Annotated in this window: 19 protein-coding genes and 1 pseudogene; 10 read left to right on the plus strand and 10 right to left on the minus strand. The window is 31.1% G+C overall.

The window, feature by feature from the left end; translation table 11 throughout:
• Window positions 1-17 precede the first annotated feature (17 nt).
• The 4 genes from ACM55G_RS14230 to ACM55G_RS14245 form a co-directional block, all read right to left on the minus strand.
• Complete coding sequence (locus ACM55G_RS14230) at window positions 18-803, minus strand: (Fe-S)-binding protein (protein ID WP_416844606.1); 786 nt, start codon at window positions 801-803, stop codon at window positions 18-20.
• 98 nt (window positions 804-901) lie between these two features.
• Complete coding sequence (locus ACM55G_RS14235) at window positions 902-2,233, minus strand: 4Fe-4S dicluster domain-containing protein (protein ID WP_416844607.1); 1,332 nt, start codon at window positions 2,231-2,233, stop codon at window positions 902-904.
• 4 nt (window positions 2,234-2,237) lie between these two features.
• Window positions 2,238-3,203 carry an MlaD family protein gene (locus ACM55G_RS14240; protein ID WP_416844608.1) on the minus strand — a complete coding sequence of 322 codons (966 nt, stop codon included), beginning with the start codon at window positions 3,201-3,203 and terminating at the stop codon, window positions 2,238-2,240.
• Between the two features lie 50 nt (window positions 3,204-3,253).
• The gene (locus ACM55G_RS14245; RefSeq protein WP_416844609.1) at window positions 3,254-4,420 is read right to left on the minus strand and encodes an N-acetylmuramoyl-L-alanine amidase family protein; all 1,167 of its coding nucleotides are present in this window, start codon (window positions 4,418-4,420) and stop codon (window positions 3,254-3,256) included.
• 83 nt (window positions 4,421-4,503) lie between these two features.
• On the opposite strand from ACM55G_RS14245, the gene ACM55G_RS14250 reads away from it, so the two are divergent.
• Both ACM55G_RS14250 and ACM55G_RS14255 read left to right on the plus strand, forming a co-directional pair.
• The gene (locus ACM55G_RS14250) at window positions 4,504-7,245 is read left to right on the plus strand and encodes a putative LPS assembly protein LptD (RefSeq protein ID WP_416844610.1); all 2,742 of its coding nucleotides are present in this window, start codon (window positions 4,504-4,506) and stop codon (window positions 7,243-7,245) included.
• A gap of 123 nt (window positions 7,246-7,368) precedes the next feature.
• Window positions 7,369-7,749, plus strand: a complete 381-nt coding sequence (locus ACM55G_RS14255; RefSeq protein ID WP_416844611.1) for a RidA family protein — start codon at window positions 7,369-7,371, stop codon at window positions 7,747-7,749.
• Here ACM55G_RS14255 and ACM55G_RS14260 read toward each other — a convergent pair.
• From ACM55G_RS14260 to ACM55G_RS14280, 5 genes and pseudogenes are all read right to left on the minus strand, one after another.
• Window positions 7,730-8,102: pseudogene (locus ACM55G_RS14260) on the minus strand (methylglyoxal synthase). The gene ACM55G_RS14255 and the pseudogene ACM55G_RS14260 overlap by 20 nt on opposite strands.
• A gap of 3 nt (window positions 8,103-8,105) precedes the next feature.
• Window positions 8,106-8,957, minus strand: a complete 852-nt coding sequence (locus ACM55G_RS14265; protein WP_416844612.1) for an N-acetylglucosamine kinase — start codon at window positions 8,955-8,957, stop codon at window positions 8,106-8,108.
• Between the two features lie 131 nt (window positions 8,958-9,088).
• The gene (gene gap / locus ACM55G_RS14270; protein ID WP_416844613.1) at window positions 9,089-10,093 is read right to left on the minus strand and encodes a type I glyceraldehyde-3-phosphate dehydrogenase; all 1,005 of its coding nucleotides are present in this window, start codon (window positions 10,091-10,093) and stop codon (window positions 9,089-9,091) included.
• A gap of 73 nt (window positions 10,094-10,166) precedes the next feature.
• Window positions 10,167-11,153, minus strand: a complete 987-nt coding sequence (gene pfkA / locus ACM55G_RS14275; protein WP_416844614.1) for a 6-phosphofructokinase — start codon at window positions 11,151-11,153, stop codon at window positions 10,167-10,169.
• Window positions 11,154-11,506: 353 nt separating this feature from the next.
• Window positions 11,507-15,937, minus strand: a complete 4,431-nt coding sequence (locus ACM55G_RS14280; RefSeq protein ID WP_416844631.1) for a translocation/assembly module TamB domain-containing protein — start codon at window positions 15,935-15,937, stop codon at window positions 11,507-11,509.
• A 213-nt stretch (window positions 15,938-16,150) separates the two neighbouring features.
• On the opposite strand from ACM55G_RS14280, the gene tsaD reads away from it, so the two are divergent.
• From tsaD to ACM55G_RS14320, 8 genes are all read left to right on the plus strand, one after another.
• Complete coding sequence (gene tsaD, locus ACM55G_RS14285) at window positions 16,151-17,173, plus strand: tRNA (adenosine(37)-N6)-threonylcarbamoyltransferase complex transferase subunit TsaD (RefSeq protein ID WP_416844615.1); 1,023 nt, start codon at window positions 16,151-16,153, stop codon at window positions 17,171-17,173.
• A gap of 3 nt (window positions 17,174-17,176) precedes the next feature.
• Window positions 17,177-17,884 (plus strand): 16S rRNA (uracil(1498)-N(3))-methyltransferase, encoded by a 708-nt coding sequence (locus tag ACM55G_RS14290; RefSeq protein WP_416844616.1) that lies wholly within the window; start codon window positions 17,177-17,179, stop codon window positions 17,882-17,884.
• A 241-nt stretch (window positions 17,885-18,125) separates the two neighbouring features.
• A complete protein-coding gene (locus ACM55G_RS14295) occupies window positions 18,126-18,764 on the plus strand; it encodes a DUF4159 domain-containing protein (protein WP_416844617.1) in 639 nt (212 codons plus the stop codon).
• Window positions 18,765-19,258: 494 nt separating this feature from the next.
• Window positions 19,259-20,203 carry a zinc metalloprotease gene (locus ACM55G_RS14300; protein WP_416844618.1) on the plus strand — a complete coding sequence of 315 codons (945 nt, stop codon included), beginning with the start codon at window positions 19,259-19,261 and terminating at the stop codon, window positions 20,201-20,203.
• A gap of 202 nt (window positions 20,204-20,405) precedes the next feature.
• Window positions 20,406-21,356, plus strand: coding sequence for a zinc metalloprotease (locus ACM55G_RS14305; protein WP_416844619.1), 951 nt, complete (start codon window positions 20,406-20,408; stop codon window positions 21,354-21,356).
• Window positions 21,357-21,431: 75 nt separating this feature from the next.
• Window positions 21,432-22,523 (plus strand): AI-2E family transporter, encoded by a 1,092-nt coding sequence (locus ACM55G_RS14310; protein WP_416844620.1) that lies wholly within the window; start codon window positions 21,432-21,434, stop codon window positions 22,521-22,523.
• A 2-nt stretch (window positions 22,524-22,525) separates the two neighbouring features.
• Entirely contained in the window at window positions 22,526-23,707 is a 1,182-nt protein-coding gene (locus ACM55G_RS14315) for a THUMP-like domain-containing protein (RefSeq protein WP_416844621.1), read from the plus strand.
• Window positions 23,708-23,709: 2 nt separating this feature from the next.
• The gene (locus ACM55G_RS14320) at window positions 23,710-24,276 is read left to right on the plus strand and encodes a hypothetical protein (RefSeq protein ID WP_416844622.1); all 567 of its coding nucleotides are present in this window, start codon (window positions 23,710-23,712) and stop codon (window positions 24,274-24,276) included.
• 1 nt (window position 24,277) lies between these two features.
• Here the strand turns inward: ACM55G_RS14320 and ddpX are convergent, their stop codons facing one another.
• A complete protein-coding gene (ddpX, locus tag ACM55G_RS14325) occupies window positions 24,278-24,937 on the minus strand; it encodes a D-alanyl-D-alanine dipeptidase (protein ID WP_416844623.1) in 660 nt (219 codons plus the stop codon).
• Window positions 24,938-25,216: the final 279 nt, after the last annotated feature.

Raw genomic sequence — 25,216 nt, forward strand, 5'->3', positions numbered from 1 at the left:
TTAAAAAGAAACTAATCTTACAAATCATCAGCATTTGCAATTAATTCGGCAATGTCCATAACTTTTACATCGCTTTCTTTATTTTTAATACCATCTGTCATCATAGTATTACAAAAAGGACAACCTGCAGCAATAATTTCTGGTTTTGTTTCTAACGCTTCTTCTGTTCTCTCAACGTTGATTTCCTTGTTTCCAGGTTCAGCATCTTTAAACATTTGCGCACCACCAGCACCGCAGCATAATCCATTGGCTCTTGAACGTTTCATTTCTACTAATTCGGCATCCAGTTTAAGAATCAAATCTCTAGGTGCTTCATATACATTATTGGCTCTACCTAAATAGCAAGGATCGTGAAAAGTAATCCGTTTTCCTTTGAATTGTCCTCCTTCAATAGTTAATCTTCCATCGTCTAACAAAGATTTTAAAAACTCTGTATGATGAATCACTTCATATTTCCCACCCAATTCAGGATACTCATTTTTAAGCGTATTAAAACAATGTGGGCAAGCTGTAACAATTTTTTTTGCCTGATAACCATTGAGAACTTCAATGTTCATCATCGCCTGCATTTGGAACAAAAACTCATTTCCAGCTCTTTTAGCAGGATCTCCAGTACAACTCTCTTCTGTACCAAGAACTGCAAAAGAAACATTTGCACGATTTAAAATTCGTACAAATGCCTTAGTTATTTTTTTTGCTCTATCATCAAAACTTCCTGCACAACCTACCCAAAACAAGACTTCTGGTTGTTTTCCTTGAGCTAACATTTCGGCCATAGTCGGCACTACCAAACTTTCTGACATAATATTTTGTTGATTCGGTTATTCGTTTAAACGTTGATTTGGTTATTTGTTGATTTGCGTAAGCGGTAATTTGTTAATTCGGTTTATCAGTTAAACAACTATTCATTTTTCCAATTCAAACGGTCTTGCTGATTGTATTGCCAAGGCGCTCCATTATTTTCTATATTGGTCATCATTGCGTTTATTGGCATTGGTGCTGCACTTTTTTCCATCACTAAGTAACGTCTCATATCAATAATAATAGAAAGAGGGCTTATACTTACCGGACATTCCTCTACACATGCATTACATGAGGTACATGCCCAAAGTTCTTCAGGTGTAATATAATCATTTAATAATGTTTTATTATCCGGAACAAAAATACCTTTATTAGCATCTATATTTCTTCCCACTTCTTCCAGTCTATCTCTCGTATCCATCATGATTTTACGAGGAGACAATTTTTTTCCTGTTAAATTGGCAGGACACGATGATGTACAACGACCACATTCAGTACAGGTATAAGCGTTCAATAATTGTACCCAATTTAAATCCTGAACATCACTGGCTCCAAATTTAGCTACAGCTTCACTTTCGTTAACTGGTGCTGCCGCAAATGGATCAGCGTTAGGATCCATAATCATTTTCACTTCTTTTGTAACTGATTCTAAATTATCAAATTGACCTTGTGGATTTAAATTTGCAAAATAGGTATTTGGAAAAGCTAATAATATATGCAAGTGTTTTGAAAAATACAGATAGTTCATAAAAATCAAAATACCGGTAATATGCAACCACCAAAATATTTCTGTGAGAATCATTACTATCTCATTTGAGATTCCATTAAACAATGGTGCTATAAATTGACTTACAGGAAATGAGCCTGCTTTAACAAAATGTGAAAAGCCGCCAGGTACGTTTTGTAAGTGTAAATCGGAAGCATTCATTAATAAAAATAATGTCATCAAAACAACTTCAAAATAAAGAATATAATTAGCATCTTTTTTGGGAGAACCGTCTAAATCGGAACTTGAAAATCGTTTCAATTTGATTATATTTCTTCTAATCCAAAAAGTAAAAACAGCAACTAAAACTAAAAGAGCCAATATTTCAAATGAACCAATCAATACATCATAAGCAGTTCCCAAAAAAGCAAAAACTCTGTGTGTACCAAGAAGCCCATCAATAATTATTTCCAATAACTCTATATTGATAATTATAAATCCTACATATACAATAATATGAAGTACTCCTGCAACAGGCCTTTTCACCATTTTAGATTGTCCAAGAGCAATCATAGCCATATTTTCCCAACGCAGTTTTGCGTTGTCTTTGCGATTTACTGCTGCCCCAAGATTTATGTTTCGAATGATTTTTTTTATATTCATATAAAAATAACCAAACCCGATAGCTAATAATATGGCAAATAATAGATTGTCTAAATAGCTCATATTGCTAGTTTTTTTCTTTTACTATACTATCATTTTTTGGAGCAACATAAGGTTTATTTTTCTTTCCAAATAAAGAAACATTAACATATCTTGTAGGAGATAGTCTTATATCTTGCAGTAATAATTCTAATTCTTTTGTTGTTGCTTTAATATTTTCGTAGAAAGCCTCATCGTGTAATAATTTACCTACAGAACCTTTTCCTGATTCTAACCCGATCATAATACCATCAACTCTTGCTAACGTTTTATTTAAATTTTTAACAGTTTTCCCTAAATCTGCTTTATTCAATGAATCCGATATTTTAGAAAAATCACCCGTGATTTTATTAAAATTCTTCACAACTCCTTGTATTTGAACTTTATTATCATCTAACAAAGTATTAACACTTACGGTAGCTTTATGAAATTGCTCGATAGTCTTACTCAACTCCGCTAAGCTAACTTTTAAATTCTCCTGACCGTTGTTATCCAAAACATTATTAATTCCTGATATCAATTTATCTGTATTGGCCATTATTTTTTCTAATTTTTCCTGAAGTGGAGCTAACTGATCACCTACTTTATCGGTAAGTCCTAATTTTGTATCTCCTAGAAGTTTTTGTCCATCAACGGCTAACGTTTTATCATTAAAATTCGGATTAATTGCTATTTGTTTTCCTCCAATGAATCCAGGCTCATAAATAGAAGCAGTACTTGATTTTGAAATAGGAAAATCCGTTTTTAATTGTAATTCAACTAATAAATCCCCTGTATTCTCATTTATTGTAATGCTGCTTACTTTACCAATTACTAAACCATTTAAAGTTACAGGTGCTGATGTGGCTAAACCTTCTACACTTTTATATTCTACATAAAATGTTTTGTAATTTGTAAAAAGATCTCTTCCTTTTAAAAAACTATATCCCCAAATGAATAATAAAATAGATGCAATGACTAATATAGCAGTTTTAATTTCTCTCGTTATTTTCAAAATGTATTTTTTTTTTGCAAAATTAATATAAAATATTTGACTTGTAGTTATTATTTTAAAGCTTCTTGAATACTAATTTTTTCTCCATTTTTAAATGCTATTATGAACGCAGAATCGTATCCTTTATCTTTTGCTTCTTGCAATTGTTTTTTGGCCTCATCATAATCAGCAGTTTCTCCATACATATATTTGTAAACTCTGTTATCATAGTCTACAGATATATTTTTTAATCCTTTAAAGTTTTTAGGTGCTAATTCCACTTTCCTAACACTGGCAGAAAGTTGTACTTTATATAAAGTAGCAGAAGTGTCATTACTTTTTGTTGCTTTTTTAAGTTCGCTGGAATTGAAATTTACTTTTGTTTTTGATGGGGATGATGTATCTCGTGTTGGTTTCTCAATAATTTTTTGTGAGGGTCTTACGTCAATCATCTCCGTTTCTCCATTTCCGTAATAATCTCTTCTATAACTTAAGATTGCATCGGCTATGGCTCTGGCAATATCATTTTGACCTACTTCTGAGTCTAAAAGGTTTCCTTCAGTAAAATTAGAAATAAACCCCATTTCAATTAATATTCTAGGCATATACGCTTTATGGAGGACCATATAAGGGGCTTGTTTTACTCCTCCACCTCTTATTTTTTTTCCCAAACCCTCAAATGCATCTTCAACTTTACTGGCAAGTGAAATACTATTATCTAAATACTCCTCTTGCATCAAAGTCATTCCAATCATCGTTTCAGGAGAATTTGGATCAAAACCTTCATATTTTTGTTTGTAATCTTTCTCTAATGTAATAACGGAATTCTCTTTTTTGGCAGCTTCTAAGTTTGAAGCAACTTTAGTCATACCCATTACATATGTTTCTGTACCATATCCCTCCGTATTTCTATTAGCATTACAATGTATCGAAACAAAAATATTTGCGTCGGCACGGTTTGCAATGTTGGCTCTTTCTACCAAATCGATAAAAACGTCGGTTTTCCGTGTATAAATTACATCCATTTTAGGAGTCGCTTCTAAAATTCTTCCAACTTTCAATACCACTGCCAAAGCTATATTTTTTTCAACATGGCCATTATAAACAGCACCAAAATCATGAGCACCATGACCTGCATCTAATGTTACTTTAAATATATTAGATTGGCTGTAGCTCGCCAAAGAAACTATCGTCAGAAGAAGTGTAAATGTTGTTTTTATTTTATATGAAATATGCATAACTCTTAAAGTTAATTTTAATTAAAACACTACGGCTATAAATTCTTTATTTGATTATTTTTGCAAAAAAATAATATGTAAGTTTGACATGTCAAAAAACAGGCCATAATTTTACAAAAATAGCATTTAAACCTTTGCATACAAACTTATTTAATATCGTTTTATTATCAATTTTCCTAACTATAGGAACTGGTAAATTATATTCTCAAGATATAACAAAAAAAACGACCGCAATACCTACTAAAAAACAAATAGATAACCCCAAAACCGTTGCTGACAAAACTGAAAAATCGATTGGGATTATAAAAAAAGAGACTGATTCGATAAAAAAAGACAGTATCAAGCCCAAAAAAGCATTTCTTGACGGAAAAGTAAAATACAAGGCTGAAAAATATGTAAAAATAGATCAGAAGAAAAAACTTATTACTTTATACGATAAAGCAGAACTTTACTATCAAGATATAGAATTGACATCAGGCATTATTGTCATGGATTATGAAAAAAACGAAGTCTATGCTGGCCGAATAAAAGATTCTACAGGAGCGTATACTCAATACCCTAATTTTAAACAAGGCGTAAATGTGGTAGAACCGGACTCGATTCGTTTTAATTTCAAAACAAAGAAAGCTTTAATCTGGAATTCCAGATCGGATCAGGGAGAATTTAAAGTAAAAGCTGTTATTACTAAAAAAGAAAACGATTCGGTTTATTTTCTAAAAGGTGCTCGATTTACCACATCAACAAATATAGATAATCCGGAATATTATTTCCAAACCAGCAAAGTGAAATTTATTCCCGGCAAAAAAATTGTAACTGGTTTAACCAATATGGTTATTGCCAATGTTCCAACACCAATAGCTTTACCTTTTGCATTTTTCCCAATGAGTAAAGAAACCAACATATCGGGATTGATTTTACCGAGTTACAATGATTCTAATACAAGAGGTTTTTCTTTGCAAAATGGAGGTTATTATTTTGCACTGAGTGATAATTATGATTTAACTGCTTTAGGAGATTATTATACTAATGGTAGTTATGGCCTGCGCTTTGAATCCAGTTATGCCAAACGGTATAAATTTCGTGGGAATATAAATGTAAGATTTGAAAATTTAATTTCAAGCGAAAGAGGATATCCTGATTACTCCAAACAGAAAATTTACAATATTCAATGGTCTCATTCTAAAGATACTAAATCAACCCCAAACTCAAGTTTTTCTGCTTCGGTAAATCTTGGAAGCAGTAAATATTTTCGGCAATCTATAAATCAGGCCAATGTAGGTTCTAATCTTAATAATACATTAAGTTCGTCGATTTCTTATAGCAAAACATTCAATTCAGTACCACAAGTTAGAATGTCATTGACTGCAACACATTCTCAAAACACTCAAACTGAAGAAATCAATATGACTTTACCAACACTACAATTAAGTGTGGATCGGATATATCCTTTTGTTGGAAAAGACGGTCTTAAAAAAGGATTCTTTAAAAACATAAATCTACAATATAATTTAAATGGTAGAAACAGCATAGTTACCAATGACTCTTTATTCTTTAAACCTCAAATGTTCAGAGATGCAAAAATGGGAATTGAACATACTATTCCGTTGAGTACCAATTTTAAATTATTCAAATATTTTAGTGCTTCTTCCTCTTTCAATTATAAAGAAGTTTGGTACACAAAAACGATTAAAAGAACTTATGATGAAGATAAAAGTGCAGTAGTTGATAATGTCGTAAATGGTTTTGATGCCTTTAGAACGTACTCAATGTCATCAAGTTTAGGGACTACCATATACGGTACATTTAATTTTGGAGACGACAAAAAAATAAAATCGATTCGACACGTAATGCGTCCATCTGTTTCGTATGGTTACACTCCAAGTTTTGAAAAATATTATGATACTTATGCCTCAGATGCAACCGGTACCATGATCAAACAATATTCTCGATTTGAATCTGGAATTTTTGGAGCACCTGGCATCTCAAATTCAAATAATTTAGGTTTTGATTTAAGCAATACTTTTGAAGCTAAAGTTACTGATAAGGATAGTACTAAGGTGGAACCAAAAAAGATAATGCTACTAAACAATTTAAACCTTTCAACCAGCTATAATCTTAATGCCGATGGTAAAACTTCCCTTGCTTGGTCACCCGTAAGAGTAAGTGGAGGAACACAACTATTTGCGAACAAAATGAATATGAATTTTGGAGCTACTTTAGATCCTTATGCAATTGATAATTCAGGTGCCCGAATTAATGTTTATAACATTAATAATGGAGGAAGTCTATTTAGAATGACAAGTGCAAATATGACTTTAAATTATGCTATTTCAAGCAAAGAAAAAGATAAAACTAAAGATAAAAACGTACAGAGCGCAAGAAATGGTGGTCGGGAAGATGATTTATTTGGAACAAATACTGATTTAAACGATAACCGAAAAAGTCAATTTGATGAAGCTGAAGAAGGGGAAGATAAAATCTCTGAATTTTTCAAATCTGAACTACCTTGGGATATGACTTTTGCGTACTCACTCACCTACGGAAATAACAATAGAGAAAAGAAGATTATTGGTAATTCTATAATGATTTCGGCAAATGCAGATATAACTCCCAAATGGAAAGCAGGCGTATCAACAGGCTATGATTTTGTACAAAATGGAGTTACATTTACCCAACTTCGTTTTGAAAGAGATTTATTAAGCTGGAGAATGGATTTCAATTGGACACCTTTTGGAACTAATGCCAATTGGGGCTTTTTCATTGGTATAAAATCTGGTGTGTTAAGTGATATAAAATGGAATAAACGAAGTAATACAAACAGATAATTACTTGATAATTCTTGAATAAACTAAATATTCAAAACTTTTATTCTATATAACAGGTTATTTTAAGAAGTTTAAAATAATTTTATAAGACTGTTCAAAACAATAAATTAATATATCCATTTTATGAAAAAGATAATTTTTACCAATAATGCTCCTGCGCCAATTGGTCCCTACAATCAAGCTGTTCTTAAAGAAAACACACTGTATACATCCGGACAAATTGCAATAAATCCTACATCAGGTGAATTAGTTACCGCTACTATTGAAGCCGAAACCGAACAAGTCATGCAAAACATGAAAGCAGTTTTAGAAGCTGCAGGAATGACATTTGAAAACGTAGTAAAAACTACAATATTCATAATGGACATGAATGATTTTGGAAAAATAAATACAGTTTACGGTTCTTATTTTAACGAAAAAACCGCTCCAGCTCGTGAAACGGTTCAAGTGGCTTGTTTGCCAAAAAATGTAAATGTAGAAATTTCTATGATTGCAATGCTATAGCATTTAGCAGTAATTGTGCCGTTGCCTCATTAAGTAGCCAATGGCACATTATGTACATCACATACACGAATTAGCATATTGATATCAGCTTCGTGAGGATGGCTTGATAATGGATCCTTAAAAAAGAAAACCATTTGAGTTTTACCTTCTGCAACTCTGGCAGCAATTTGAGCATCGCCTAAAGGACCTGAAAGCATTTTGTCACTTTAAAACCTGAATTTTCAGCTTTACCAACAGTAGTTCCAGTTGCAATTAACCTTATTTTTTCTTCTTGTAAAACAACTTTGTTCCTTTCTAAAAAACTGAACTAAATCAGCTTTTTTACCATCATGTGCAATAATAGCAATTTCCATACATTATTTATTGGCAATATGATAGGCAATAAGTCCATCAATTGGCCTTCTTAGTACGTTCCCTAATTTCAATTCATATTTATCAAAAGTCTGTTGCAGTTCATCTTTCAAATAAAAGGCAATTGAACCTACGAAATGAACAGGTACTTCTTTGCAATTATCATATTGTTTAATATAATTTTTTACAAAAGATTTCATTCCCTTGAAGATAATTTTTCTGCAAAACTCAGTCTCTTTATGCTGAATTAAGAACTTAGCAAATGTTGCTAAATAGGCATTTGGATTTGGTTCTTTATATAATTTGCTTTTAACGGAGTCTGGATCTAAATCGTATTCTTTTTCAAATTCTACAGCCAATTCTTTGGGCATTTTATTGAAATAATACTTTCTGATTAATTCTTTTCCAAAAACATTACCGCTACAATCATCCATAACTATATAACCCAATGATTGCACTTTTTGATGCAATTCTTTTCCATCAAAATAGCTACAGTTAGAGCCGGTTCCTAAAATACTAACAATAGCTTTTTCTCCTTTGGGTGTTGTAGCATATACAGCTGCATAAGTATCCTCTTCAACTACAATAATTGCGTTCGGGAAATAGTTTTGGAAAATTTGTGAAAGTGAAATTTTCATTTTCTCCGTTCCACAACCTGCACCATAGAAAAATAAATGGGTGGCTTCTTTTTTATTTTGTAAAATATCAAAACGGTCATTTAACCGTTCGATAATTTCATCTCCATCTAAAATTTCTGGATTCAATCCTAATGTTTGTGTTGTGAACAATACTTTTCCGGCATCGTCTATCGCAATCCAATCGGCTTTCGTAGAACCACTATCAACTAATAATCTCATTTTTTTTGGCTTTTTGGTTTTTTGTATTTCGTTTTTCTCACTTAAAATACATTTAGTATAAAATTTGCATTTAAAAAAGTGAACAAAAAATAAAATCCCGTTAAATATAACGGGATTTGTAATATAAAGAATTATTTTAAATTTGCAATGTGTACAGATAAATCAATTAATTTGCTAGAATAACCATATTCATTATCATACCAAGAGATGATTTTGAAGAAAGTAGAGTTCAATCCAATTCCAGCATTAGCATCAATGATAGATGTTCTTGAATCAGAAATGAAATCCTGAGAAACAACTAAATCTTCAGTATATCCTAAGATACCTTTCATTGTAGTTTCAGAAGCATTTTTCAATACAGCCATAATTTCTTCGTAAGTAGTTTCTTTTTCAACTTTTACAGTTAAATCAACTACAGAAACATCAGTTGTAGGAACACGCATTGACATACCTGTTAATTTTCCGTTCAATGAAGGAATAACTTTCCCTACTGCTTTAGCAGCACCTGTAGAAGAAGGGATGATGTTACATGAAGCAGCACGTCCGCCCCTCCAGTCTTTTCTTGAAGGACCATCAGTAGTCATTTGAGTTGAAGTTGTTGCGTGAACAGTAGTCATCAACGCTTCAACAATTCCAAAGTTATCATTAATAACTTTAGCTAATGGAGCTAAACAGTTAGTAGTACAAGATGCATTAGAAACAACAGTATCGGTTGCTAAAGCTTCCTCATGGTTTACTCCCATTACAAACATTGGAGCATCAGCAGAAGGAGCCGAAATAATTACTTTTTTAGCACCACCTTTGATGTGCTCATTTGCAGTTTCAATAGTAGTAAAGAAACCTGTACATTCAGCAACTACATCAACATCAACTTCATTCCATTTTAAATCTGCAGGATTTCTTTCAGCAGTAATACGTATGTTTTTTCCGTTTACATAAAGTTTTCCTTCTTTCACTTCAACAGTACCATTGAAACGACCGTGAACTGAATCATATTTTAATAAGTATGCTAAATGATCTACATCTAATAAATCATTGATCGCTACAACTTCTACATTATCTCTGTTGAATGACTCTCTGAATACAATTCTTCCAATTCTTCCAAAACCATTTATTCCTAATTTTACTTTTGACATTTTATTTTAATTTTTGTTTGTATTTATTTTATTTATATAAAGTCTGATTTCGTGACACTAAACATCAACTAATCTATGTTGACATTATATCAGAAACTCTTAGTAACTCTCTATCAATTTCTGTTTTACCTTTAATAGCTTGTTCTAAAGGCGTCAAGACAACTTTATCACTTTGTAAACCAACCATATAACTTGATTTTCCTTCTAATAATGATTCTACAGCTTTTACTCCTAGTCTACTGGCTAAAACTCTATCAAAACAGGAAGGTGAACCACCACGCTGCATGTGACCCAGAACAGAAACTCTCACATCATACTCCGGTAAATTAGCTTCGACATAGTCTTTTAATTCGAATACGTTTTTACCAATTTTATCCCCTTCTGCAATAACTACGATACTGGATGATTTTCCTGAAGCTTTACTTTTTTGTAATGATTCTAATAATCTTTCTAATCCTAAATCTTCTTCCGGTATTAGAATTTCTTCTGCTCCAGCTCCAATTCCTGCATTTAGAGCAATATGACCAGCATCTCTTCCCATTACCTCTACAAAGAATAAACGGTTATGAGAACTTGCAGTATCTCTAATTTTATCAATTACATCTACTACAGTATTTAATGCGGTATCATATCCTAAAGTATGACTTGTACCAAAAATATCATTATCAATAGTACCAGGAATTCCCATAACTGGAAAGTCAAATTCACTGTTAAATAACAAACCTCCGGTAAAAGTTCCATCACCTCCTATTACAACCAAAGCATCAATTCCAGCTTTGACTAGATGTTCATGGGCTTTTTCTCTACCTTCGGGAGTCCTAAATTCTGATGAACGAGCCGATTTTAAAATCGTCCCTCCTTTATTTACAATGTTGTTTACACTGCGAGGTCCCATTTCTTTGAAGTCACCTTCAATCATTCCTTGATATCCTCTGTATATCCCTATGCATTCTATATTATGATAAGCACATGTTCGAACAACTGATCGTATTGCTGCATTCATTCCTGGTGAATCTCCACCTGAGGTTAGAACACCAACCTTTTTTATTGTTTTTGGCATTATTTAAGTATTAAAGTGTAAAATTAGCAAACATTCAGCACTTTTAAAGCTGCATTTTTTATAAATTAGTAAAAGGCCCTAAATTCAAACGTTTTCGTTAATAAGTTTTTAAAAAATCAAAATAAAACCTTTTTTATTTAACAAAATTAAAAAAAAATAGATAATTATTTGATTATTACCAATTAATATGATTTTTATTCTCTTTTAAGATTAGTAGTTACTATTGAGTACTATTAATTTTAGTTAAAAGTTTTATCTTGATTGATACTCGAAAATTACAAAATAATTTAAAAGTTAAAACGCATATAAATTATTTATAATCCAGTATTTACAACCATTAAATAACACAAGTATCAATCCTCTTTAGGAATTATAGCATCCCGATTTGTTTTTTGTTTTTCAGCTGCAGGTTTTTTGGGTTTCGAAAAATTAATATAATCAGGCGATACGTTAGAATCTTGATCCTCAACTGCACTTGTTTTAACTTCTCTTCCCAGTTGATGTTTCTTAAATATTTTATTAACCAGTTCTTTAAAAGTATCAAAATCGACCTCATAAGAAACCCCCAAACCTTGTGTATATCCTATCCCTTGACCTATATAATTAATATCATTTTCTTTATTGAAAAGGCGTAAGTTCATGGTTCCGTCTTCATTAACTCTATAAAGTACTTCTAAATCACCTACAATTGCGGATTCATTTATTCCTCCAAAAGGAACCCCTACTTTGCCATTAATCGTAATTCTTTCATTAATTTTTGATGAAATTGTAGCTACAAATCTTCCGTCAGTTTCTCTTCCTATTCTTTTATCTGCAGAAACAAAATTAATTCCCACTTTGAATTTCTCATTATCCGTTTGAATTATCCCTCCTAATAGGCTTGTTGCTGTTTCAAATAAACTACCAGAAAAATCAGATTGGTTTACTCCTTCAGGACTTAAAAACCCACCTGATGATAATAAATACAAAGCTTGGGTTTGTCTCACATCTTTATCATTCAACTTGTATTGAATTTCTGATTTTAAAACATTACTGACCGTTGGGAATTCTATATTAAAATCGGGTTCTGGACTCGTTAAATCGCCGCGGAGACCTATAATTACTTCCACAGGAACTTTAGTATTAAAGGACGAATTTTCTAAAAGTACTGCAGGATTTGCAGTAGTTTTATACACAGCCTCCAAATTTAATTGCGCTTTCATAGGATTTCCTTCCCAAGAAATTGAACCTCCTTTTTTGACAGCAAACTTTTTATCGATTAATCCACCATATTTAAAGTTATAAGTTCCTTCATAAGCCTGGAAATCTCCCCACATATTAAATTTACCCAATGTGTTTATCTTAAATAATAAAGATCCAAAACCTTTCCCTTTCATTCCATGTCCCGTATTTCTATCTAAAATAACTTCTACTTCCGCATTAGGTGTAATATCAAAATCAAACTCTAATTCAAGCCCGTTATAATTTCTGGTATTCTCAAAAATTCCTTTTTCAATATTATACTTTTCTTTTGGAGTCACAAAATGAATAAATTTATTATCACTTACGCTTTCTGCATTATTAATAGGAATTTTTATTTCGGTTCCTTTTTCTGATTTTGCATCCACCTTTATAAACAAAGAATTAGTAGGTCCCTTTATTGTTGCAGTACCATCTATAAAAGCGGTACCATAATAAGCGGCATCATCACTGTCTTTGGTATCTAAAGCTAAAAGTCTTTTTGAATTAATACTTAGATCTAATTTCCAATCAGCAAAATTTTTATGTTCGATACTTCCATTCAAAGTTCCTTTAGTACCAAATTTTGTATCGGTTAATGTATTGTTTCTAAACAAAAACTTTTCATCAGCCAAATCAATGATTGTTTTGTCTTTTAATTCATAATCCACATTCAAATATGGAACAGTCAATCCTGCTTTATCAACAAAAAGACGCCCATTAATTTCTGGTTTTTTAAGATTTCCTTGAATTGTTGAATTACCAGATACAAATCCTCTGATATTCGATAAAACTTCCCCACCTAATGAGCTTAATACTCCCAAATTGAATTTTTCTAATTTAAGTTTTAAATCCAGTATAGTTTCCTTGTTTACGATTTCAAAACTTCCATCCGCATTAAAAGATTCAAAATTTTCATTTTCTATATTAGAATTTATAGTAAATTTTTTGAAGCTTTCATCTCCTTCAATATTAAAATTCAAAACACCTAAATCCGTTTTATTCAAATTCAAATGATCAATTACGATAGAAGCCGTTGGCTGAAAAACACTTTTATCTTGTTTATAATTTACTTCTCCATTAATATTTCCATTAAAAATAAATTTTCCGTTCTCCGGAGTAATTTTATTTAGATCTACATCTTTAAAAGTCAGCTTTAAATCTTTATAGGAAGTATCTTTTAAATCTCCCATCAATGAAATCTCCTGATCTTCGTGAGACAATATAATATTATCAATATTAAAGTTTTTAAACTCTTTATCAAAAACAACCTGGTTATCAGGTGCATCTTTTGCATTCAAAAACCACAGATAATCCTTAAACTTAATCTCTGATTTGCTGATACCAACAACATTTTTATTGGTTGCATTTATAGTATGATATAAATTTAAATTATAATAATCCTCCCCTTTTGCTCCTCCTTTAAATTCAGAACGAAAGTATAAGGTATCTTTCATAGTTACATTTATCAAACTAAAATCTCGAATTTTATAATATTTAGTTTTTATAGTATCTAATTCGATATACGCATTATAAAGTGGATTTTTATTATCAACCGAAATTCTGATATTATCAAAAGTATTGTCCGAAGCAATGATTTTAGGCGAATTAAAATTAAGTTTAAATTCTTGGTTATCCGAGTTAATATTTCCTTTGACAATGGTATTTGATCCAACAGAAATTTCAGGATAAAATATTTCAATAATTTTATTATAGATAGTAAAATCGAATTTAAGAAACTGTCCTTTTTTTACCTTTGCGGGTTTGTAATTCGTATAAAGACTTCCCAAAGAATTGGTAATCATGTTTTTCAACTGGCTGAATTCATATTTGCCTACAATCTCTCCCTGAACAATATCCGGAGAATTTACGGTTATAGTTCGTACTCTATTCTGGTCAAAAGTTGAACTTATGGCAAAATCATCAAAATTATAAGTTCCTTTTGCATTTTGATAAGAGGTTCTATTGATATAAACATTCCCCTGAAAATTTTCTATATTGTTTCCTGAAGCCTGAACCACAACATCACCTTTAAAAATAGAAACGGAATCTTTTACTAACTTTAATTTAGATAAATCTGCATTTTCAACATTAACATGAAAATCATATCGGTTGTCTTTTTTACTTAAATCCAATAAGCCGTCAAAAGTCATTCTCAAATTGGGATCATGTACAGAGACTTGACCTTTATAATTTGGCATTTTAAAAGTCCCATTAACGACAACATTTGTATAGGTATAATTATTATACTCTATTTTATTGATGTCACCTTTAATAGCGGTATCTAAATATTTTTGTTTAAACCCTTTCCCATCAACATTAATGTTCATACTAACTCTTCCAACGTCCTTTCTTTCGAATAAAGTACCTACGTCAAAATTTTCTAATATAACATTCCCTACATAAGAAGCTTTATCAATTACATCTATATTTTGTATGTTTAATTTAGAAGTTACTTTCCCTAATGCGGTAATCATAGAAAAATCAGCTTCAACTGCTGTGGTTGATACGCTTGAGGTTCCTGAAGCTGAAAATCTACCTAATTTTTTTAATGAGGTTGGTAATTTATTTCCTAAAATATTGGGCAATATAACAACCAAATTCTCGTAGGTAGAGGTTAACTTATCAAACTTTGCATACATCGAGAATTTTTGACCCTTTTTAGCAAAAAGATTTTTAAAATTGATATCCCCATTGATTTGTGTTTTTCTATCATCAACTAATTCTAAATTTTTAAATCTCAAATCATTAAGAGTCCCTTTAATATTCGTCTTAGTGTAAAAATGTTGATTTTTACCTAGTTCTTTATAAAAATAGCGAATATCATTTGAAGCTATGGAAGCCGAATTCAATTTGATAGCAAACTGAACTTTATCGGTAAAATTAGAGAAATCTTCAATTTTATAATTTAATACAACGGACCCATTCAATGTAGATTCCTTTGTTAATAAATCAAGGTTTTCCAGTTTTAGGTACTTTTTTGAATAACTGAATTTTGAGCTTAAATTTTTAACATACAAACCTCGAAAGTCTAAAAATGACATTTTATTAATCATAGTCGTCACTTCCGGACCGTATATTCTAAAATTAGTTACCGAAGCGTTAAGTTTAGTAAAATCGAGATCTTTTGGATTTTCCCGATTATCATCAGTTAAAATAAAATGTCCATTGGTAATATAAACATCTTTGGCGGATAACAAAAAATGCTTCCCGGATGGCTTCCCTTTACCAAAAGCAGCAATAAATTTATCTAGATTGGTTTCTTTTTCGTTTTTATAGGTTTTCATATTAAACAACAATCCGTCTAAACGCAATTCTCCAAAAATCAAGTCCCCATCTAATAATTTTTTCCCTTCTAAAACATTCGTTTTTATTCGATTAGCAAAAATTAAAGTATCCTTATGATGATCTACGATTAATACTTTTTTGAATTTTACCCCCCCAAAAACGGATACTGCGACTTCATCTATAGAAATATTAATTTTAAAGTCTTTATTTATACTTCGAACAAAATATTGAGCAATTTTTGTTTGAACATACGGTGTTGAAAGGGCTATTCCAAGCACCAATAAAAGTAGGATTAGTCCAAGTAGCGAACGAAATACTATTTTTTTTAACTTTTTGATACTTATTTATTGTTTTAATTTTTTTATAAAAATTTTATTTTGCTTTTGGAAACAACAGTAGCTTTAATAAAAATTCTTTAATTTTGGCTTTTTATGTAAAACATCGTTTTTACATTAGGATTGTCAAATATAATTCAAAATTTGTGCCTTTTTATGCAAAATCCCGAGGTTTTTATTCTTGCTATCGAAAGTTCTTGTGACGATACGGCAGCAGCTGTTTTACAGAATGACAGAGTACTGTCAAATATTGTCGCTAATCAATTGATTCACAATCAATATGGCGGTGTAGTCCCTGAACTTGCCTCTCGTGCACACCAACAAAATATAGTTCCAGTTATTGATGCTGCACTTCAAAAAGCAAATATACAAAAAGAACAGTTGTCAGCAATTGCTTTTACCCAAGGCCCCGGATTAATGGGGTCCCTTCTGGTAGGAAGTTCATTTGCAAAATCATTGGCATTAGCCTTAAAAATCCCTTTGATTGCAGTAAATCACATGCATGCCCATATTTTAGCACATTTTATCCATGAAGAAGGATTTGAAAAGCCTACCTTTCCCTTTTTGGCTTTGACCATAAGTGGCGGACATACTCAAATAGTCAAGGTGAATGATTTCTTTGATATGAAAATTATAGGAGAAACTACTGACGATGCCGTAGGAGAGGCTTTTGATAAAAGTGCAAAAATACTCGGACTTCCTTATCCTGGAGGGCCGTTGATTGATAAATACGCTCAAATAGGGAATCCAAAAGCTTTCGCTTTTACAAAACCAAAAGTTCCAGGGTTGGATTTTAGTTTTTCAGGTTTAAAAACCGCTATTTTATATTTTATTCAAAAGAAAAAACTAGAGAATCCAAATTTTATAGAAGAAAACCGAAATGATATTTGTGCTTCAATTCAATATACAATTATTGAAATTCTGATGGATAAATTAAAACTAGCCGTAAAGGAAACAGGAATAAAACAAATAGCAATTGGTGGAGGAGTTTCGGCTAATTCAGGAATAAGAAACGCTTTGGCGGAAGCCCAAAATAAATATGGATGGAAAACATTTGTTCCTAAATTTGAGTACACCACGGATAATGCTGCAATGATTGGAATTGTAGGTTACCAAAAATTTTTAACCGGAAATTTTGAAACTTCATCTGTAGTTTCTAAAGCAAGAATACAATTCTAAATTATGCAATTATTTTATAATCCAACTATCGATGAGACCACTGAAAATTTTTCTTTTGACAAAGAAGAAAGCAAACATATAATTAAAGTATTACGTAAAAAAGATAGTGATATTTTACATGTAACCAATGGTTTGGGATATTTATTTAAAACCGAAATCACTTTAGCTTCCGACAATAAATGTACCGTGAAAATTATTTCTTTTGAAAAATCAGCCCCTTCAAAATTTCATTTGCATTTAGCGGTTGCCCCCACTAAAATGAATGATCGTTTTGAATGGTTTTTGGAAAAAGCCACTGAAATTGGAATCCATGAAATCACGCCTATTATTTGTGATCGTTCCGAACGAAAAGTAGTAAATACCGAAAGATTTGATAAAATTATATTGACTGCCATGAAGCAATCTAATATATTGTTTCTACCAAAATTAAATGATGCGATGACTTTCAAGGAATTTATAAAGCATAAAAAGGAAGGATTTCAATTGATTGCACATTGCGAGGAAACCAATAAAAAAACATTAAAATCCGTTTTAGAACCAAATCAAAATGTTACATTATTAATAGGACCAGAAGGCGATTTTACAGAAAAAGAAATCGAATTAGCACTTGAGAACAATTATGTTCCGGTTTCTTTAGGAAATACCAGATTGCGAACAGAAACTGCCGCAATTGTCGCCTGTCACAGTGTCGTTTTTGTTAATGAACCTTGATAGTTAATGATTCTGAATTATAGTTAACTCGTGGGTAAAATTATTAGAAATCCTGAATTACTAAATAATTATAAAATTTAACCACATAGAATCATAGAAAAAAGAAAGGTAGAGACTAATTCTTGGTTTTGCATACTTCCGATTCTATATTTAAAGTGAAGCGTCTTGATAAAATCAAGAAAAACTATGTTTCTATGTGGTTAAAAATAATATAAATTGAATTACTCCGAACGGTATAGTTATGAAAAAGGTATATTATTTATTGCTATTAATTTCTATTACTTCATTTTCACAGGAAATCGCATTATTAAAATATAGTGGCGGTGGCGATTGGTATGCTAATCCCACTTCGTTACCCAATTTAATCAAATATTGTAATGCTACCATCAATACCAAAATAAAACTCAAACCCGGAACTGTAGAGCCAGGAAGTCCGGATTTACTTTCCTATCCATTCGTTCACATGACTGGTCATGGAAATGTAGTTTTTAACGAGACTGATGTAATTAATCTCCGAAATTATTTATTAGCTGGTGGTTTTCTCCATATTGATGATAATTATGGTATGGATCAATACATTCGAAAGGAATTAAAGAAAATATTTCCAAATAATGATTTGGTCGAAATTCCTGCAAATCATGCTATTTTCCAAAAACCATATCTTTTCCCTAATGGATTACCAAAAATTCACGAGCATGATGGGAAGCGACCACAAGCTTTTGGAATATTTATAGAAAATAAATTAGTCCTTCTTTATACTTACGAATGTGATTTAGGTGACGGCTGGGAAGATCCTGAAGTAAACAATGATCCCATTGATGTTCGCGAAAAAGCGCTAAAAATGGGCGCTAATATTATCAATTATATCTTTAATAATTGATTTAAATCTATTTAGACGAAAAAAAATCCTCTTAATTAAAAAAAGGTTCTACTCCTCTTCCTGTGCCCTATTCAATAATTAATGAAATCAATTATTTATTAACCGATTTGATTCGCAATAATTACAAAATTTCTCACTGGAAATCACCAATGCAAGTAAACCACTAAAAGAAGTATTAATTCCTACTTTTAAAAAAGTTCCATTAATAATAGCAGCTATATAAATAGCATTAGTAATGAAATTTTAACCTTCTCAAATCAGAACCGAAAATCAATATATTGGAGAAAACAGTAGCACGCATTACATAACTTACTAGTATTGATTTAGTTATTAGCTGGTTAATTTAAAAAAAACGTCATAAACAACACCAGCTATAACGTTGTAGTTTTTAAGAAAATTTTATAACAAATTTTTTTTATTGAAAAATTTGTTATAAAATTGTAATATTATTGACCCCAATCAATTTTTTATAACAAAAAAAACCTACTATTATTATGAAAAAAATTCTTTTAACTACAACAGCATTCTTAATGCTATTCTCATGTCAAAATGATCAAACAGAATCACTAGCAACAAATGCTACCGCACGCCGCTCATGCGCTTCTCAAGATGTATTAACGGAACAATTAGCAGCTGATCCGACATTGGTTCTAAGAATGAACCAGATTGAAGCATTTACACAAAAATCAATACTAACTAACAAATTAGTAAATGGTAAAGTTGTAATTCCAGTAGTTGTCAATGTTTTGTATAAAACTGCAGCAGAAAATATCTCTGATGCACAGATACAATCTCAAATTGACGTATTAAATAAAGATTTCACTGCTACAAACCCTGATTTCAGTAGTACTCCTGCTGAGTTTGCTGGTGTTGCTGCAAATGTTGGTATTACTTTTGAATTAGTGAAAATTAATAGAAAATCAACTACTAAAACTTCATGGGGAACCAGAGATGCCATGAAAAAAACAAAACAAGGAGGATTAGATCCAACTTCACCTACAACAACTCTTAACTTATGGGCTTGTACAATAGGCGGAGGAATATTAGGTTATGCACAATTCCCTGGTGGTTCATTAGCAACCGATGGAGTTGTAATTGATTCTAATTATTTTGGATTATCTAGTACTTCGAGTTATCCTTACAATTTAGGTAGAACTGCAAGTCATGAAGTAGGTCACTGGATGAACCTTAGACATATTTGGGGTGATGCATCTTGTGGTGACGATTTAGTTACTGACACTCCTGTTCACAAAACTTCAAACTTTGGTGTTCCCACTTATCCTTATGTAAGCGCATGTTTACCAGCTCATAATGAAATGACTATGAACTATATGGATTACACTGATGATAGAGGAATGTTCATGTTCACTAATGGTCAAAAAGCTAGAATGACTGCTTTATTCGTTTCGGGCGGAGCTAGAGCCAGTTTCGGGATCTAATTTTCAAGGTTTTAGAATTTAAGACTCGCTACTTGTTAGCGAGTTTTTTTTTTATAATCTAAGTTTTATCAAAACTCATCCCCCACATCTCTATTTATTATTAGTATTAAAAATTATTATAAATCATTAATACATTAAAAATATTAATCGTAAATTTATTATTCTACTGACAAACAATAATTTATAACATAAAAAAAATATTATGAAAAAAATTATTCTATTCGCAATTGTATTTACAATTCTTTTTTCATGTCAAAATGATCAAACAGAATTAACTTCTTCTACAACAAATGCTGTTGTCCAACGAACATGTGCTTCCCAAGAGGTACTAGCGGAGCAATTGAAAGCCGATCCAACATTAGTGTTGAGAATGAACCAAATAGAAGCTTTTACACAAAAAGCAATATTAACAAACCGTTTAGTAAATGATAAAGTGATAATTCCAGTAGTGGTTAATGTATTATACCGAACTCTTGCTGAAAATATTTCAGATGCTCAAATACAATCGCAAATTGATGTATTAAATAAAGATTTTACTGCTACAAACTCTGATTTCAAGGATATTCCGGCTGAGTTTGCTGGTGTAGCAGCAAATGTAGGTATTACTTTCGAGTTAGTAAAAATCAATAGAAAATCAACTACTAAAACATCTTGGGGAACTAAAGATGCTATGAAAAACTCAAAAAGAGGGGGATTAGACCCTACTTCACCAACTACAACTTTAAACATTTGGGCTTGTACAATTGGAGGGGGAATCTTAGGATATGCTCAATTCCCTGGTGGTTCTTTAGCAACTGACGGAGTAGTGATTGATTCATTTTATTTTGGTTTATCAAGTGGTGCTAGCTCTCCCTATAATTTAGGAAGAACTGCATCTCATGAAGTTGGACATTGGATGAATCTTCATCACATTTGGGGAGATACTTCTTGTGGAAACGATTTAGTTTTAGACACTCCTGTTCATAAAACTGCAAACTTTGGCGCACCTAAATACCCTTACATAAGCACTTGTCTTCCAGTACATAATGAAATGACTATGAATTATATGGATTATACTGACGATCGAGGAATGTATATGTTTACTAATGGTCAAAAAACAAGAATGGCTGCTTTATTTGTTTCTGGTGGAGCTAGAGCTGGTTTTGGTATATAATTTTAAGATTTTAGAATTCAAAACTCGCTACTTATTAGCGAGTTTTTTTTTATCTTTATATCCAAAAAAATATAAATGATCACATCAAAAATTATTGCCCATGGAATATTGAGAGCAATAAGCATATTAGTTTTAGTGGCTATAGTCCTTTATTTTCTATATCAAATTCAAACGGTGCTGATTTATCTTATAGTTGCATTGATTCTCACATTAATAGGAAATCCAATTTTAGATTTTTTTAAAGGAAGACTCAAATTCAATCATACATTCGCTACAATTACAACTTTGTTCTTGTTCATCCTTATTATCGCTGGGTTTATTATGATGTTTATTCCTTTAATATTATCTCAAGGCCAAAATTTATCTCTTTTAAATACAGCTGAAATTGAAAAAAGCATTCTTCAATTAATCGATCAAATCTCCATTTTTTTAGAGAGCCATCAAATTGATTCCTCAATAATTTTAAAAGAAACAGATATTACCTCCAAAATAAATTTTAATCTAATTCCTAATTTTTTAAATGTAATCTTTGGAACAATCAGTAGTTTCGGAATGGGATTGGCTTCTGTCTTATTTATTACTTTTTTCTTTTTGAAAGATCGAATATTATTCCTCTTAGGAGCAAAAAAAATAATACCCGACAGCCACGAGGACCAAATTTTGAATTCGTTAGAAAAAATAAACCACTTGTTATCACGCTACTTCATTGGTTTATTACTTCAATTATTTATTGTTTTTCTGTCATACATTATAGTTTTGCTCATTTTTGGAATTCCAAATTCAATTGTCATTGCATTTTTATGTGCAATCTTAAATATCATTCCCTACATTGGACCATTAATCGCCTCAATATTAGCAGCAATTCTGACCATGATTAGCAATTTAGGAAGTGATTTTCAATCTATAATTTTACCCACTACCTTACACGTTCTATTAGGTTTTTGGATCGTTCAAATCATTGACAATAATGTATCTCAACCTATTATTTTTTCAAAAAGCGTAAGCTCACATCCATTAGAAATATTTTTAGTGATATTGATGGCAGGCTTTATTTTTGGTGTTTTAGGAATGATTGTCGCGGTGCCACTTTATACCATACTAAAAGTAATAGGTAAAGAATTCTTTCCGGAGAACAAAATTATTCAACTATTAACTAAAGACATTTAATTTTGAATTTAATGATTCTAAATCTTGAAATTCAAGAGTTTATAACGAAAAATATTGGCACTACTATCTCGAAATTAGCACTTCAAAAAAATCCATTTCCAAATATAGATTGGATTTGTATTTTGAACCAAATTGAAGCCAAAACAAAAGCAAAGGACAAATTACCGAATTGGTTTAATACCAAAAACATTATTTATCCAAGTAAAATCTCAATAGAACAAACTTCTTCAGAAAAAACAGCTTTGTATAAAGCCTCCATTATTTCAGGTGAAAACTTAATAGATTTGACAGGGGGTTTTGGAGTTGATGATTATTATTTAGCAAAAAAAATAAAAAATGTTATCCATTGCGAAATCAATCCAGAACTATCAATTCTTGTCAAACACAATTTTGAGCTATTAAATGCTACAAATATCAGTTGCTATGCGGGAGATAGTTTAGTTACTTTAAAAACTTTAAATACTAAATGGGACTGGATTTATATTGATCCTTCGAGACGAAATGATGCCAAAGGAAAAGTATTCATGCTCAAAGATTGCTTGCCCAATGTTCCTGAGAATCTGGGCTTTTATTTCAATAAATCAAATGCTATTTTGATAAAAACGGCTCCTCTGCTTGATATTTCAGCTGGATTATTAGAATTACAAAATGTCAAAACGATTCATATAGTAGCGCTCGAAAATGAAGTAAAAGAACTATTATGGGAATTACACAAAGGATATTCTGGAACTGTAAACATAAAAACAATTAATATCTTAAAAGACAAAAACGAAACATTCGACTTTATTCTGGACGCCCAAACTGAATTATCTACCTTTAGTTTACCTCAAAAGTATTTGTACGAGCCCAATAGTGCCATAATGAAATCAGGTGGGTTTGATGAAGTGAGTTTATTTTATAACCTAAACAAACTACATAAACATTCGCATTTATACTCCTCTTCTACTTTAATTTCCTTTCCGGGAAGAGTTTTTGAAATTCAAAATGCATTTCCTTACAGCAAAACTGAAATGAAAATGTATTTAGAAAATACCAAAGCCAATATTACAACCCGAAATTTTGCCGACAGTGTAGAAAGTATTCGAAAAAAATGGAAAATAAAAGACGGTGGAAATGTATATTGTTTTTTTACTACTGTTGAAAATAATCATAAAATAGTCTTAATTTGCACCAAAATAAAATAAAAATGAAATCTATAATTACTAGCCTACTATTCTTATTTAGCCTTAACCTATTTGCTCAAAAAACATGTGATTACAGTGTAAACGTAACCGATTCTATAGGAACATACAAAGTAACAAAGGAATACATGATTAGCGAGAAAAATTTTGCCGGAAATTCCAGTTATATTTTCTATTCCTTAGCGTTAACAGATGGTTTGCCAACATTAAATTTGCAGTTGATTCAAAAAAGTAAGGAATTCATTAAAGCAAATTGCTTTGATAAAAACTCAAAATTATTTTTACAGTTAAATAATGGAAAAATAATAACATTGCTACATATCGATCAAGAGAATTGTGGCACGATGCTTCGTGATGATAAAGGCTTTGACAATAGAATCATTTCAGGTCAATTTATGTTTATGAAAGATAGTTTTGTAGAATTAAAAAGCTCTCCTGTTTCGATGATGAGAATCAAATATTTAACGGATACTGAAGATTATGTTCTTAAAAAAGAATTTAAGTCGGAGTTAAACGATGAGATTTACCAACCGGAAACCTATTTCATGAATACGATACGTTGTATAGAATAAATTAGTTGCAATCCCATTTGGCATTAGAAACAGGATCTTTCAAAGCAGATTTTAAATTATAATGCCACCATTCTGAATCAAAAGAATTAAACCCTTTTTGAATCATTATTTTTTTTAGCAATTCCCTATTTAGTTGAATTTCTTGGGATACTTTTAGATAATTGTGACTGGATTCGATACCAAAATAATCGAAAGAAGTTCCCATATCCAATTCTTTCCCGTTATTATCGACTAGTGTAATATCGACCGCTCCTCCTCTATTATGAATAGAGCCTTTAGCAGGATTAGCCACATATTGTGGATTAGAAACAATTTCCCACATTTTTTTTTGAATATCTAAAGGGCGGTAACAATCAAAAATTTTGATTTTATAGCCCTTTTTCATGAATTTTGTATTGGCTTTAATAAGTGCATTAACAGTTTTTAACCGTAAAAAGCATTCCGCACAATCATACACTTTTGCTTTTAGAAAATTATCAGAAGTTGCATACTTCATATCATAGACAAAATTCTGACTATAGTCTTTTAAATTTACAAATGTAGTATCACTAATAGTTAAACCCTTTTTATCTTCAGTAACAGAAATAGCCGATTGCGATTTACAAGAAATAATCCAAAAAAAAGAACAAAAGATTAACAATGATTTGAAGTAGCGAGTCATAAATACTATTTTTTATAAAAATAAGATAATTTAAGTATTTAGAATAGCTATAATAACAAAAAACCCGATACTAATTAAAGTATTGGTTTAGGTGAACCTAATTAGACAAAATCCGAACCTTTTACTAGAAGATTTGAAACTCTTGAGTGAGGCATCAGAAGTTTAAAAGTAAATTATTAAAATTGTCAAATTCAATTTTCATTCAAAATTGAATTGTTAATTAGCTGTATGAAAATTTTAATCATTGAGGACGTGTGATCATTACAGCACTAATTTCTA

The organism is Flavobacterium algoriphilum, from assembly GCF_048158655.1.
GTDB classification, from domain to species: Bacteria; Bacteroidota; Bacteroidia; order Flavobacteriales; family Flavobacteriaceae; genus Flavobacterium; species Flavobacterium algoriphilum.